The sequence below is a fragment of the Methanosarcina horonobensis HB-1 = JCM 15518 genome (assembly GCF_000970285.1).
GTDB classification, from domain to species: Archaea; Halobacteriota; Methanosarcinia; order Methanosarcinales; family Methanosarcinaceae; genus Methanosarcina; species Methanosarcina horonobensis.
This window is the reverse complement of the sequence record NZ_CP009516.1, coordinates 486,960-500,533: the sequence shown is the minus strand read 5'-3', so window position 1 is coordinate 500,533 and position 13,574 is coordinate 486,960. Positions and strand designations below refer to the sequence as shown.

Genomic DNA, 13,574 nt, shown 5'->3' with positions numbered 1-13,574 from the left:
GATTTTCGGTAGATCCTGGATTCAAAATCAAACTTTCAGACAAAAAACAGCGTCGTAAGAAAACTGAATTACAAAACGTCGAAGCAGAACCATGTTTAATGAAGCTATTTCCCCTGCGGTTGCATTCGGTGCAGGAATTCTCAGTGTCCTGTCCCCGTGCATCCTCCCCCTTCTTCCTGCAGTTCTGGCAAGTTCGACAGGAAAAGGAAGGTTAAGGCCTCTTGCCATAGTGCTTGGGGTATCCATATCTTTTACCCTTATGGGAATTGTGACCTCCGCTTTCGGAGCAGCTTTTCAGGCATATACAGGTTACCTGAAGATCGTGGCAGAGATTCTTATCATTGCAATGGGCCTTGCAATGCTCTTTGAAATAGGCCTGTTTAATGCCTTTTCAAGATTCCCCATGCTTGCAGGAATGAATGACAAAGGCCCGGTTTCAGGTCTTCTGTTAGGGCTTTCCCTCGGAGTCCTCTGGATCCCCTGCGTTGGATCGGTCCTTGCCTCAATCCTGACAATGGTAGCTCTGGAAGGAAGCATTAGTAAAGGCGCACTAACTCTTCTTATCTATTCTGCAGGATTTGCGGTACCCATGCTCCTGCTAGCATACTCAGCCCACCTTTCAACTTCGAAAATAAAACTTATATCAAGGTATGATGCAGTACTCAAGAAAGGAGCCGGAATAGTGCTCATCCTTGTAGGACTCTGGATGGTCTACCAGAACCACTTCTGGTGGCTATTTTAAATTTCTCAGAAGTACTGCATGTTTAAATGCAATTTTGGCAAAAAAAAAGTAAATTGACATGATTCTTCTCATACCATTTCTGCGATTTCCATGGAAATAGGAACAGCTTCACTGGACTCATATTCCTTGCTGTACAACCATATATCGACTAAAGCATGACTATTCGGAATCTCCAGTTTAACCGCATTTGTAATCTGGTTATCCATAGTTACTTTAAATGTATACTCTCTTTTTTCCCGATGAAACCGTAGACTTAGAGGACGAGGTCGTGACGGGTCGCTTTCAGGCTCCAGAATGTATCTTTCGTTTATGATTGAGTTGTTATTCTGATCAAGTACCTCGATTACTACTTCATGGTTCTTAACATCGTGATTGTGTATTACGAAAAGCGGCGCTGCTGATCCTCTAAAATAAAGGAAACAAAGGCATAAAAAAATAAAAACAGCTATCAAAATAATGATACCTGAAATAACCTGTTTATTGAAATTATTACCCAATTAGTTCACCCCAAGAAGAAAGTAAAAAAATATGTACGTTGTTTCTTGTTATTTGTTCTTGAGCTTTATACTAAAAGGGGGACAACAAATATAAATTAATTCAAAAGAAAAATAATATCCTGCAGCAGTAACTAAAAAGGTGTGAGAAAACAAAAGTGAGATAAGATAAAAGAAAAAAGCCAAAAAAAGAAAGCGAATATTATTCTTCACTTTCTCTTGCGATTGCTACGAGCTCGTTTACGCAGGCAACGGCCATCGGAGTTCCTCCCCTGGTCCCTACACAGCTGATTGAAGGGATGGGGATTTTCAGGTTCCTGACCATTTCCCTTGACTCGGCTGCATTTACAAAACCTACAGGAAGCCCGATTATAAGGGCAGGCCTTACACCTTTTTCAATAAGCTTGCAGACCATGATGAGAGCAGAAGGTGCATTTCCGATTGCTATAATGCTGCCATCGAGTTTTTCCCTTGCCGCCAGGAAGCCTGCTGATGTCCTGGTTATCCCGTATTTATTGGCGATTCTGGCATCAGGGTCTTCATCAAGCACACAGATGATTTCGGACTTGTGCCCGGCTTTTGTGATCCCGGCTTTTACCATGTTAATATCCACAAAGATAGGAGCGCCTTTTTTAATTGCTTCTACACCCGCAGGTATGGGGTCGTTCGTAAAACGCATGATATCAGCAACCGAAAGGTCGCCGGTTGCAATTACACAGCGCTGGCGGAAGCGGTCTTCGGGCGTGGAGTTCCCGACAATTTCCCGGATCATTGTCCGGCTTTTCATGTAGATGGCTTTTGCCTCGTCAGTCCTTGCCCCGGAGTCATTGCAGATATTTACAAGTTCAGGGTCTACTTCCACTGTAAGCTCGGTAAATTCTTCGAGATTTTCGAGGTTTCCTGCGTTTTCATTCGCTTTTTTTTCAGTAGTCATATTTCTTATGATACCCCCTAGGTGTTATGATAATATCCTTTTTCGGAGACTTCCAGATCCTGGATTCCCCGTTGCCTATGAGAATGGCTGTGCTCATGTCCACCCAGTCCTCATAATTCATGACTTCTCCAAGGGTTGTCACGATCTGGTCCTCATCCTCGCCTCTCATGGCATTCTTAACAAGCCCCACAGGTACGAAATCAGCCTTGTACTTGCGGATGATTTCGATTGCCCTTGCAAAGTTAGACTTTCTCTTGCGGCTTTTTGGGTTGTAGAGCCCGATCACAAAATCAGCATCTGCAGCCATATTAAGCCTCTTTTCGATGACTTCCCAGGGAGTTAAGAGGTCACTTAAACTGATCACTGCAAAGTCCGTAACCACGGGTGCACCAAGAATGCTTGCTCCGGCGAGGACTGCTGTGACCCCTGGCAGGATTTCGATGTCCACATCAAGGTTCTCGTGTTCAGCAACCTCAAGCACGATGCCTGCCATACCGTAGACATTGGTATCTCCACCACTGATCATGACCACATTTGCGGTTTTTGCAAGTTCCACAGCTTTCCGGGCTCTTTCAACCTCTTTTCCCATAAAACTCCGGATTACCTCCTGGGTGCCGAGAAGACTTTCCATCTGGTCCAGGTAAGTACTGTTCCCGAGAACATAATCGGCATTGAGGATTACATCCCGGGCTTTGAGTGTTAACTGTTCCACGGAGCCCGGTCCTATCCCTACAACGTAGAGTTTTCCGGATGCCTTATCTTGCGATTGCGATTGTGACTCTGCCATAGACTTTCTTCCTGCAAATCAATTCGTGTTTTTCCGAAAGGGCCAGCGCAGCAGGCTCTGCAACCCCTTTTAATCCGAAGCGAGAAGCCTGGGAGGACGAAGGAGGGTTGTAGCTGTTCAGCACTTCATCCGGCAAAAAGTTTACCGGAATGCCGAGCAGTTCACCTGCTTCCAGCAGACCTCGCTCGTTTTCTTTAAGTTTCGCAGAAGCAAAAGCCGTAATCTCCTGAAGATTCAGGCCGCATTCATCAAGCGCCTGATTTACGGCTTCAAGAACTTCTTCTTTTGTAATGCCCCTGCGGGTTCCGATTCCGAGAATCATCAGTAATCATTTATCCACTGCTATTTTATGCAGTTTCGGTATTAATCGACTGTTAGTGTTAATAATCAGTATTTATTATCAGATGTTTCATTATTAGCTGTTTCCGGCACTTTCGTCCTTTGCTTCAGCCTGTTTTTTTCTCACGAGGACGGAAACATCTTCATCCACAATAACAATCCTGGGGCCCTTAACCTCAAGAACCTCTATCTGCTGGTCGAGGAGTGCACAGTTTACAGCAATTGTGGATTCCTTATTGAAGACCTCACAGCCAAACCTGTCAGCAATCCCCTCAACAGAGGGTTTACCGTGAACCTCAGTAGCTGTGGTGAGCACGGGAACTGCCCCCAATTCTGCAATCTTTCGGGAAATCTCATTTGCCCCGTGATGTCCTCCGAGAAGAGGAATTGCGAAATTAAGGTTTGAGTCCACAACGACTACTGCCGGGTCCGACCATTTATTATCGAGAAGAGGGGCGATATCCCTTACCACAATACCCGTAGCAAAGACTGCAACTATTGCCCCGTATTTTTGAAAGGCTTTCCTAAAAATGCCTTTTTCATAGAGAAGAAGGTCAGCTTCAAGATGCTCTGCTATCTTTGATGCAACTTCCCTGTTCCTTTCAAAGGTAATTACAGCGGTTCCTGGGCCACTCCGTATAGGTAGGACCTCCTGTAGTTTTTAGGGTCGACAACCCCGCCGATGATAATCATTGCCGAGCGTATAATTCCTGCATCTTTGACCTTATCTGCAATATCTTCCACAGTCCCTGTAATGACTTCTTCATCTTCCCAGGACGCATGGAAAATAACCGCAACAGGCGTATCCTTCGGGCACCGGACTTTTTCCATGATTTCCCTGATCTTCTGGGTGCCAAGGAAGATTGCCATGGTGGTGTTATAGGCAGAAAGCTCGGGGATAAGGTCTTTTTCCAGGGTTTTTCCTGCAGGGCGAGTAATGATGAGGGTATCGGAAACACCGTTAAGAGTAAGCTGGGTCCCAAGAGCAGCTGCACTTGCAAAAACCGAGGAAACGCCGGCAACCCTTTCGACTTCGATGTCATACTTTCTCAGCTCTTCCATCTGCTCCACAACAGACCCGTAAAGAGATGGGTCTCCACTGTGAAGTCGTACCACGAACTTTCCTGCATCCACGGCGTCGGCAATTATTTTAGTGGTTTCATCAAGGGTAAGCCCGTAGCTGTCAACTGTCTCTCCTCTTGTGTAATAAAGGACTTCCGGGTTTACGAGGGAGCCCGCATACATAACAAGGTCTGCTTTCTCAAGCATCTCACGCCCCAAAACAGTAATCAATTTGGGGTTTCCGGGGCCTGCTCCTACAAAATACACTTTTCTTTCCATCTGACCATTCCCTTTGCTTTTCACATTATTCGAAAATTATAGAAAGTTAATTTGACTATAGAGGGTTAAGTTGTGTGTTGAAATTCAATTTGCACACAATACTCGACCATATATGACTGTTAGAAGTTCTTTTCAGGTGGCTTCATTTCTTTCCGTAAATGATGCTGAAATAGTTCCCTTTTTCCGGGATTTCTTCTTTTTTGCTGATAATCAGTTCATTGTCCGAAAAAAGCCTCTCTGCAAAAATAAACTCCCTGTACCCTTCAGTCTCGAGCTGTTCCATTATTTTTCTGGGCTGTGTGGCTTTAAGGTGGATTTTATACCCGACCTCAGAACCGTCACTTACCTCAAAGGAACTCTCTACAGCCACATCAGTCCTTGCGGCAAAAGATGTGATGGAACTTATTCCCGGCACTGTTGAGGTTTCAACATCAGGATAATGCCTGCTCATGACTTTTTTCAGGTGAGTGAAAGTTGAGAAAAAGTTAGGGTCACCTATAAGCCCGAAAGCTACTGTCCCTTTTCTTGCTTCGTCTGCGATACGGTCTGCATTCTCTTTCCAGAGAGTATTCAGGACTTCAATATCCCTTATCATGGGAAATTCAAGAATTTCGGCATCCGCATAAGGAGCTACAAGGTCTTTTGCCAGGCGGCCTGGAACATATACCTTATCGCTGTTTTTCAAAACGTCCACTGCTTTGAGGGTTAAAAGCTGGGGGTCTCCGGGACCAAGTCCTACTCCTATTAACATACTATCGCTCCACAAATTTACAGGTAAATATTGGTGATTTGATTAACTTGATGGTGATTTAGTCTGATAGTGATTTAAGAGTAACTTTTCAAGTTTGTTTTTTTCCAACAACTATATACACGGGATTTTCGGGTTTGAACATAGTCTCTCCGGCAATCGGGGCACTTCTCGAGACTGCTACATGGACTACCTCATCAAAAATCCCCAGCCTCTTCATAGCCTCAATCGTCCTGACAACGGTTTCGATTCGGACCGCGTTTACCACAATGCTCCGGGCTTTTTTTTCAACAAGTTTCTCAAGTATGGAGCCAATGTTTTTCGTCCCGCCAACAAATGCGCAGTCAATTGAATCGATAGGCTCTGCTGAGTTAAGGAGATCCGAAGCTTCACCGGCTAAAATTGTGGCATTTTCGATCCTGAAATTCTTAAAGTTCGTTTCCGTGGCAAGAAGGGCTTCTTTACGGGCATCGATTGCGTAGATAGTCAGGTTCCGAGCAATCCGGGATGCTTCAATCGAAACCGACCCTGTACCACAGCCCACATCTGCGAACCGGTCCCCATCCTTAAGTCCGAGTTTGGAAAGGGACACTGCAATTATTTCCGGTTTAGTCGGACCGCCGCTAACGCTTACTATTTCGGACATGTTCTACCTCGGGAAAAGTAAAGCAAAGATATCGAATATAAATTAAATATATGGCGATATAATTTGGAAATTATATTAGATTTGGATGCAGCAATTAGAGCTGAAAGATACGACTTTTATCAGGTACAAACCATATGCAGATGCATATAGAGAGACTTTTATAAATTAGATATTCCAGATCTACCCGATTATAAATATAACTTGCTATAGATATACCTTATTATCGGCAAGAAGGGCAATAAAGGAAAGTAAACTTTAATGAACTTCAAGAAAGAGATGGAGAAAACTGATAAAAAGTCTGTACTGCGTATAGGCTGAACCTTAAATACGACTCTTCGAAATTGAACAAGAATTCCTCGAAAATCAGTATTTATGCTTCTTAGAGTGACATTTTTCTCAGGCAAATATTCATAAAGTGATAGAAATAAGTTTTAAAGAGAGATGAGAATATAACCTTCTCTCTATTGACTGCACTCTAGAAACATATTTATAATTATAAATTTAAGAGTATGTATAAAATATTTCAAAAGAAAGAGATTTTAACTATTACAGCATATAATAGTTAAATTTTCAGGAACCTTGCAGAATATTTTTTGAGAAAGATCAAGTGCTCTTTGAAGTAAAAAAACAGATATTCCCCATAGTAAATATCTTTAAATGTTTTTTAAACAAGAAGAGGAACATCTTCGGTTTAATATCTGATTTTCTGGTTTGCATAAATAACAGTATTTTTTAACAGAAACACACCAGCAGTGTAAGCCCACTTCCTCGATACAGGGCCCCGCCGCCTGGAAGAGATAGGAGGATAATATATGAAAATTTATGAATCATACGAGGACCTGCCAAAGTTAAAGCTACCTTATGGAAACGAGGTATTCATAAGTGACAGCACAATCCGCGATGGATCCCAGATGCCGGGAATAGTCCTGAGCAGAGAACATAAAGTTCAAATTTACGAATACCTTCACGAGATAGGGATTGAGAAACTTGAGGCCTTTGTATTCAATAAAAGAGATAGAGATGCTGTCGAACTCATGTTTGACAGGGGATACGAGTGCCCGGAAATTACAGGATGGGCAAGGGCTTCAAGGGCGGATATAGATAAAATTCTGGAAGTTGACGGGCTTGAAGAAACAGGGATTCTGATGTCTGTCTCGGATACGCACATTTATTCCAAAATGAGGCTTTCAGGCAGGGAACAGGCTGAAGAGAAATATCTTGATGCCCTCCAGTATGCAGTGGACCACGGGCTCCGCACAAGGGCTCATCTGGAAGATATGACAAGAGCTGACAACTACGGCTTTGTTTTCCCCCTGGTAAAACGGATTATGGAAATCGACCCTGACTGCATTATAAGAGTCTGCGATACCGTTGGATATGGGATGCCATTCATGAACATTGATGAACCTTATGGCATTCCGAAAATTGTCCAGCACCTCAAAAAGGAGATAGGAGTCAAAAATATAGAAACTCACATACATGACGATTACGGATTCGGGTCAGCAAGTTCGATTGCAGGTTTCTGGCATGGGGCTAACTGGACAAGTGTGACCTTCCTTGGCATAGGGGAACGTGCAGGAAACAGTGAAATGGAAAAAATCCTGCTTTTCCTGGCAGACAGGGTTGAAGGTTTTGAGAAATACAACCTTGAACCTGTGACCCGTTTTGCGGAATTTATGGAAAAAGAGCTTGGGCTCAGGGTCCCGAGAAATAAAGCTGTTGTCGGAAAAAATATCTTTGCCCACGAGTCAGGTATCCATGCCGCAGGTGTCCTGAAAAATCCCTTCAATTATGAACCCTATCCGCCCGAGCTGGTAGGAGGCACCAGGCTTCTCCTCATAGGTGACTCTTCAGGACTTGAAGTAATACGTTACAAGGTCCAGGAAACCTTAAACAATCTCCTTGATGTCGAAACAATAGTGGAAAAAGATGACCGGAGACTGCTTAAAATCCAGAAAGAGATACAGAAACTTTACGATAAAGAAGAGAGAGTTTCCTGCATCTCAGATGAGGAGCTCCTCGCTTATGTTGAAAAATATTTCCTTTATCAGCCAATCTGTGATCCGGCACGTACTGGCGGAGGAAAACTCAAAAGCAAAGGGAAAATCCAGGAACCGGCAGAAGAAAATGAATAAAGACACAAAAGAAGAAAGAAAAAGAGAAAGCATTAAATTAAGTGGTATAAGGTTCTTCAGACCTTATATCAGCCTTAAACCTTACATTGGCTATAATGTCTTATTAGCAGCTTTTACCACTTATTTTACTTCGACGTATTTGGATTTTCAAGTTATTAATTTCCAAAATTGTTATTTCAGGATTTTTTCAGTCTGCCTTGCGATCTCATCAGCCATCTGACTGAGTTTTGCACTGCCTCCGAGATCGTAGGTCACATACCTGCCTTCGGAAATCACATGTTCAGCAGCTCTGAATATGGCCTCGGACTTTTCCTTTTCTCCAAGGTAGTCCAGCATCCAGGCGCCTGCAAGCACGGTTGCGACAGGGTTTACTTTGTCCTGACCGGCATACTTCGGGGCTGAGCCGTGAGCCGGTTCAAACATTGCAAAGTTGTCCCCGATATTTGCGGAGTAGATAAGCCCGATACTGCCAACAAGGGCTGAACATTCCTCGCTGATTACGTCCATGAAGAGGTTGGTGGAAAGGAGGACTTTCTTATTGAAAATCTGGGGGTTCTTGATAAGCTGCTGGGCAATGTTATCAATATGATAGGGCCAGACCTCAATGTTCGGGTAGTCCTGTGAAACCTTTTCGACTTCTTCTAAGAAAGAGCCGCAGGTCAGTTTCAGGATATTGCTTTTATGGATGGGTACAACAGCATCGTAGCCTCTTCTTTTAGCTTCTTCAAAGGCATAGCGTGCGATCTTGCTGGAAGCTGTGCGGGTAATCTTCCTGATTGCAATGGATACATCATCTGTTAGTTGAATTTCCTCTCCGATGTAAAGACCTTCTGTCCCTTCACGAACACAGACCATTTCGACATCTCCGAGAGGTGCACTTGAGTTAGGGAAGGTTTTTATTGGCCTGACGTTTGCATAAAGATCATACTTTCTCCTGATAGATACAGCCACACTTCGGGGGGAACCAATTCCACCGGGGGTGGTTGTCGGGCCTTTGAAACAGGCATCGGAACTGTCAAGGACCTGCCAGGTTTCTTCAGGAATGAGGGAATTGCCTCCGTGCTGCTCCCACCAGCCGGCTCCTGCTTCACACATTATGAATTCGACATCGGTGCCAGCGGCTTCTGCAACTTTAAGCATTGCGTCCACGAGTTCGGGGCCTACCCCGTCACCTTTGATTACTGCTGCGGTTTTAGTCATGTTATCACCAGATCTATAGGGTTCGTGTTAAAAGAACCGTAGCGATGAAAAGCTAAAAAAGGGGGAACTTTTCTAAGAACTTGGTAAGTATAATTGAATCTTGCCGCGTACTCAATGTAAGGCTCATATTTCAACTTTTGGGTAATAATATAGAGTAGTACTTCCTGGAAATAGATACTGGATTCCTTGAAGTAGATAAGGGATTGCAGAATATAACCCTTCCTTCTACTCTAATAGAATTGGTTTTAATAATAGATAGTCTTGAAGAAAGTTCTCAGAAAACATTCGAGGAAACAATCATGCCTGCAAAAATTCCGATTACCGACAACCATATGCATATAGACCCAAGGGCTAGAGGCCTTGAAGCTGTAAAGGAGTTTAAGAATTCAGGTGGAACCCATATAATTCTGGTCACCAAACCAAGCTGGTCTCTTGGGATTGCGGTCAAAAAACCCGAAGACTACCTTGCAGTATTTGACGAGACAGTAGAAATTGCATCGAAAATCTGCGATATAGGAGTTAGTGCTTTTCCGGTTCTCGGGGTTCATCCTGCTGAGATCTCAAAGCTTACGGAGTACATGGAACTGGCAGAAGCCAGAGAAACCATGAAAAAAGGGCTTGAACTTGCTGCTGGATATGTAGAAAGGGGTCTTGCAGTAGGAATAAAGTCAGGACGCCCGCATTATCCTGTGCCCGCAGATGTCTGGGAAGCTTCAAACGAGATAATGGAACATGCCTTTTCTCTCGGAAAAGAACAGGACTGCGCAGTCCAGCTTCATACCGAAAGTGTGGGGGAACCCGAGCTTCGGGACATAGCTGAAAGGGCAAAAAAAACAGGGATAAAAATGTACAGGGTAGTCAAACATTACTCTCCGCCTCTTGTAAAAGCCTGCGAGGAACTCGGGATTTTTCCAGGAGTAATATCGGTTAAAGGGGCAATCGAGCAGGCAATTGAGGAGGGAACTCGTTTTATGATGGAAACGGACTATATCGATGACCCTGATAGGCCTGGCGCTGTACTTGGCCCAAAAACAATCCCGAAAAGGACCTTGAAACTGATGGAAAATTATGGAGAAGAACCATTCTGGACCATCCATAAAGAAAATCCGGAAAAGGTTTACGATATAGAAATCGAACTTTAACAGTCCCTGGAAAAACCGATTCTGAAAAGAGTGCCATAAAAATCGTAAAAAAAATATAAAAAGGCAGAAAGTTCCTGATGAACCACGGAAAAATACAGAGAGGCACGAAAAGACCGCATGTATCGATAAAAAAGTCCTCTCGAGCGGATATTCGAAGAGGCATTGTTTTGAGCCTCTTCGGACATAAGCTCTCTCCATCTATTTGTTTCGGAAGGAGAAAAACTGCCGGAAACAGTTGCTGCTGCTGGAAACAGAACCTCAATTTAAAGCTTTACAGTCAAAACTCACAGCTTATTTGCGCTTTATTTTTACTATGTCGCCCAGAGTGGTATCTTTTCTCATGTGAGAAACTTCCTGCTCTGCGACATCCACGCGTTCGGTAAGTTTGATATTAAGGGTATGTTCCAGTTTCTTTCTAACGGAATCTTCGGGTACGATTTCTCTTCGTTCTATCTTTTTGATGAGAGATGCTTTTTCCTTGATATTTTCAGCCAGGTCTTCCTGAGACCAGCCTCTGGATTCTCTGGCTTCCCGGATAATCTGATCGTAATTGTCCAGGAGCTCATCTTTTAAAATATCGAAAAAGTCCTTTCTTGGCCTCTTTTCAGTTCGTGGTACCGTACGAACCACCGGAGAGACTTTCCTTGATACGGGGGTCCGCTTATCAACGGGCTTCCCGTAAGGAGCACACTTCTGGCAGACCTGGAGTTCGCTGTTATCAATTGTAATGCATATAGGCTTTCCGCGGATCTCTGCACCACATATTTCGCACTGCATATTGATCACTTCGAAAACGCTATATACGGTATGAACTTAAATAATATTCGGAGCTCCATGACGGATAGTACCAAAAGTAAGGATGAAAGCATGCGCAGTCACCTTGTAAAGCCCGGATCTGTGTATGACGGAATCGAGCCTGGAGAGCTGGGGGAGTCAACTGAAAGCGTCCAGGACCGAGTGAGGCAACTCGAAAGCCGCAACAGTTTTCTGGAAGAGCAGTGTAGCCAGATAGAGTCCGAGAAACGCTATTTGGAGAACCAGAAGATCAAGTATGAGAGAGAGATACGAAAGCTGCAGTCAGAGCTCGATCGCATGAAAACCTCTCCGCTGATCATTGGTACGGTTATTGATGTGATCAAGAATGATCGTATAATTGTCCGTAGCAGTAACGGACCTCAGTTTCTGGTTAACGTCTCACAGTATATTGACGAGAAAAAACTGCTGCCAGGGGCAAAGGTTGCCTTGAACCAGCATACACTTGCCATTGCAGAGGTTATCCCCTCCACGGAAGAACCCTTTGTCGCTGCAATGGAGGTTATCGAAAGTGTGGAAGTGGACTATGACCAGATAGGCGGTCTAGATGAGCAGATTCAGGAACTTCAGGAAGCAGTCGAACTTCCGCTAACCGAACCTGAACGCTTTGCCCGGATAGGAATTGAGCCCCCGAAAGGAGTACTACTCTACGGGCTTCCGGGAACGGGCAAAACTCTGCTTGCAAAAGCCGTAGCTCATAGAACAAATGCGACATTCATCAGAGTCGTGGGTTCTGAGCTTGTACAAAAATACATAGGGGACGGCTCCAAACTGGTCAGGGAAATCTTCGAGATGGCACGGAAAAAAGCTCCCAGTATCATCTTTATTGATGAGCTGGACTCGATAGCTGCAAGGCGTTTAAACGAGACGACTGGCGCAGATAGAGAAGTTCAGAGAACTTTGATGCAGCTTCTTGCAGAAATGGATGGCTTTGACAAGAGAAAGAACATTCGGATTATTGCAGCAACAAACAGACCGGATGTCCTTGACCCTGCAATTCTCAGGCCAGGCCGTTTTGACAGGCTTGTCCATGTTCCGATGCCCGGGGTGGAAGCTAGAGGAAAAATCCTCGAGATCCATTGTGAAAAGATGACTCTTTCAGAAGACATCGACTTTAAGAAGCTTGCAAAAGCTACAGAAGGGATGAGCGGAGCAGACCTGAAGGCTATAGCTACCGAAGCAGGTATGTTCGCGGTCAGAAAAGATAAGGAAATGGTTGAGATGGAAGAATTCCTCGAAGCAGTGGAAAAGGTGTCCATGGCTGCGGATACGCAGAAGATGATGCCTGTCAGCCTTCCTGAAACCATGTTCGTGTAAGAAATGCGATAAATAAGAAAAGAAGCCTTTCAAAGGCGCCCATTTTTTACCGAAAAAAAATTCCAGTTTCCCTTTGATTTTCGCTTGAAGCGGCTTCATGGGAAACCGGCAAACTATTTTTGTAATTCAGACATACAGGTAGCTGTGAATTCAGATTTTCATGTAAAACCCGAAATCCGAATTCTGGGCATAGACGACTCTGCGCTTCTTAATGAAAAGGTAATGATAATAGGGACTGTTTTCAGAGGAGGAGACTGGATAGACGGAGTCCTGCGCTCGGAGATTACCAGAGACGGGCTTGATGCTACTGAGACTATGATCACGATGATAAAGAATAGCAGGCACTACGGCCAGCTAAGGATTATCATGCTTGATGGAATCACCTATGGAGGCTTTAACGTTGTCGACATAGAAGAGCTTTACAGGGAGACAGGACTTCCTGTTATTGTGGTCATGCGCTCCTACCCTGATTTTGAAAAGATTCGATCTGCTCTCAGGCATTTCTCAGATGGTGAGGAGCGCTGGAACATAATAAAAAAAGCAGGTAAAATAGAAAAACTATTCACTGGAAGAAACGAGGCTTCGATATACATCCAGAAAACCGGGATAGGAGCAAAAAGTGCAGAAAAGATAATCCGTCTTACTTCAATAAGAAGTAGTATTCCAGAGCCTCTCAGGGTCGCCCATCTGATTGCAACTGGGATAATTTTAGGGGAATCGAGAGGAAGAGCATAACTGGAAATATAATTAGTTTTACCAGGTTCAAAGAGAGAACCCGAGCAGGAGAACTGACAGGAACCTGAACAGAAACCCGGTGAAGGACTGAGTGCAAACAGGCTGAGCTCAATGTAAAATTAGGAGGAATCATTGTAAAAAAAATCAGGAAAAAAGGGAAAGCTAAAAATATAGGAACCAGCCTCAAAAAAATATAAAAAA

The 13,574-nt window shown here is 44.0% G+C and carries 15 protein-coding genes; 5 read left to right on the top strand and 10 right to left on the bottom strand.

What is annotated here, in order from left to right; all coding sequences use genetic code 11:
* Positions 1-91: 91 nt before the first annotated feature.
* On the top strand, positions 92-742 hold the full coding sequence (locus MSHOH_RS02135; protein WP_048136970.1) for a cytochrome c biogenesis CcdA family protein: 651 nt from the start codon (positions 92-94) through the stop codon (positions 740-742).
* A gap of 68 nt (positions 743-810) precedes the next feature.
* Here the strand turns inward: MSHOH_RS02135 and MSHOH_RS02130 are convergent, their stop codons facing one another.
* From MSHOH_RS02130 to cbiT, 8 genes are all read right to left on the bottom strand, one after another.
* A complete protein-coding gene (locus MSHOH_RS02130) occupies positions 811-1,239 on the bottom strand; it encodes a hypothetical protein (RefSeq protein ID WP_048136968.1) in 429 nt (142 codons plus the stop codon).
* Between the two features lie 199 nt (positions 1,240-1,438).
* Entirely contained in the window at positions 1,439-2,170 is a 732-nt protein-coding gene (locus tag MSHOH_RS02125) for a precorrin-8X methylmutase (RefSeq protein ID WP_048136966.1), read from the bottom strand.
* Positions 2,160-2,957, bottom strand: a complete 798-nt coding sequence (cobJ, locus tag MSHOH_RS02120) for a precorrin-3B C(17)-methyltransferase (RefSeq protein ID WP_048136964.1) — start codon at positions 2,955-2,957, stop codon at positions 2,160-2,162. The genes MSHOH_RS02125 and cobJ overlap by 11 nt, the downstream gene beginning before the upstream one ends.
* Positions 2,926-3,279 (bottom strand): cobalamin biosynthesis protein, encoded by a 354-nt coding sequence (locus MSHOH_RS02115; protein ID WP_048136962.1) that lies wholly within the window; start codon positions 3,277-3,279, stop codon positions 2,926-2,928. The genes cobJ and MSHOH_RS02115 overlap by 32 nt, the downstream gene beginning before the upstream one ends.
* Positions 3,280-3,372: 93 nt before the next feature.
* Positions 3,373-3,828 (bottom strand): cobalamin biosynthesis protein CbiG, encoded by a 456-nt coding sequence (locus MSHOH_RS02110; RefSeq protein ID WP_082089207.1) that lies wholly within the window; start codon positions 3,826-3,828, stop codon positions 3,373-3,375.
* A gap of 80 nt (positions 3,829-3,908) precedes the next feature.
* Positions 3,909-4,637, bottom strand: coding sequence for a cobalt-precorrin-4/precorrin-4 C(11)-methyltransferase (locus MSHOH_RS02105; protein ID WP_048136957.1), 729 nt, complete (start codon positions 4,635-4,637; stop codon positions 3,909-3,911).
* 142 nt (positions 4,638-4,779) lie between these two features.
* Positions 4,780-5,388 carry a cobalt-factor II C(20)-methyltransferase gene (locus MSHOH_RS02100; RefSeq protein ID WP_048136955.1) on the bottom strand — a complete coding sequence of 203 codons (609 nt, stop codon included), beginning with the start codon at positions 5,386-5,388 and terminating at the stop codon, positions 4,780-4,782.
* An 88-nt stretch (positions 5,389-5,476) separates the two neighbouring features.
* Entirely contained in the window at positions 5,477-6,031 is a 555-nt protein-coding gene (cbiT, locus tag MSHOH_RS02095) for a precorrin-6Y C5,15-methyltransferase (decarboxylating) subunit CbiT (RefSeq protein WP_048136953.1), read from the bottom strand.
* An 812-nt stretch (positions 6,032-6,843) separates the two neighbouring features.
* Here cbiT and MSHOH_RS02090 point away from each other — a divergent pair.
* On the top strand, positions 6,844-8,166 hold the full coding sequence (locus MSHOH_RS02090) for a homocitrate synthase/isopropylmalate synthase family protein (RefSeq protein WP_048136951.1): 1,323 nt from the start codon (positions 6,844-6,846) through the stop codon (positions 8,164-8,166).
* Between the two features lie 171 nt (positions 8,167-8,337).
* Here the strand turns inward: MSHOH_RS02090 and MSHOH_RS02085 are convergent, their stop codons facing one another.
* Positions 8,338-9,366, bottom strand: coding sequence for an isocitrate/isopropylmalate dehydrogenase family protein (locus tag MSHOH_RS02085; protein WP_048136949.1), 1,029 nt, complete (start codon positions 9,364-9,366; stop codon positions 8,338-8,340).
* Positions 9,367-9,665: 299 nt separating this feature from the next.
* Between MSHOH_RS02085 and MSHOH_RS02080 the strand changes: the two genes are divergently transcribed.
* Positions 9,666-10,508, top strand: a complete 843-nt coding sequence (locus MSHOH_RS02080; RefSeq protein ID WP_048143036.1) for a TatD family hydrolase — start codon at positions 9,666-9,668, stop codon at positions 10,506-10,508.
* A gap of 291 nt (positions 10,509-10,799) precedes the next feature.
* Here the strand turns inward: MSHOH_RS02080 and MSHOH_RS02070 are convergent, their stop codons facing one another.
* Entirely contained in the window at positions 10,800-11,285 is a 486-nt protein-coding gene (locus MSHOH_RS02070; RefSeq protein WP_048136945.1) for a multiprotein bridging factor aMBF1, read from the bottom strand.
* A 57-nt stretch (positions 11,286-11,342) separates the two neighbouring features.
* Between MSHOH_RS02070 and MSHOH_RS02065 the strand changes: the two genes are divergently transcribed.
* On the top strand, positions 11,343-12,638 hold the full coding sequence (locus MSHOH_RS02065; RefSeq protein ID WP_048136943.1) for a proteasome-activating nucleotidase: 1,296 nt from the start codon (positions 11,343-11,345) through the stop codon (positions 12,636-12,638).
* A gap of 144 nt (positions 12,639-12,782) precedes the next feature.
* A complete protein-coding gene (locus MSHOH_RS02060) occupies positions 12,783-13,373 on the top strand; it encodes an endonuclease dU (RefSeq protein WP_048136941.1) in 591 nt (196 codons plus the stop codon).
* Positions 13,374-13,574: the final 201 nt, after the last annotated feature.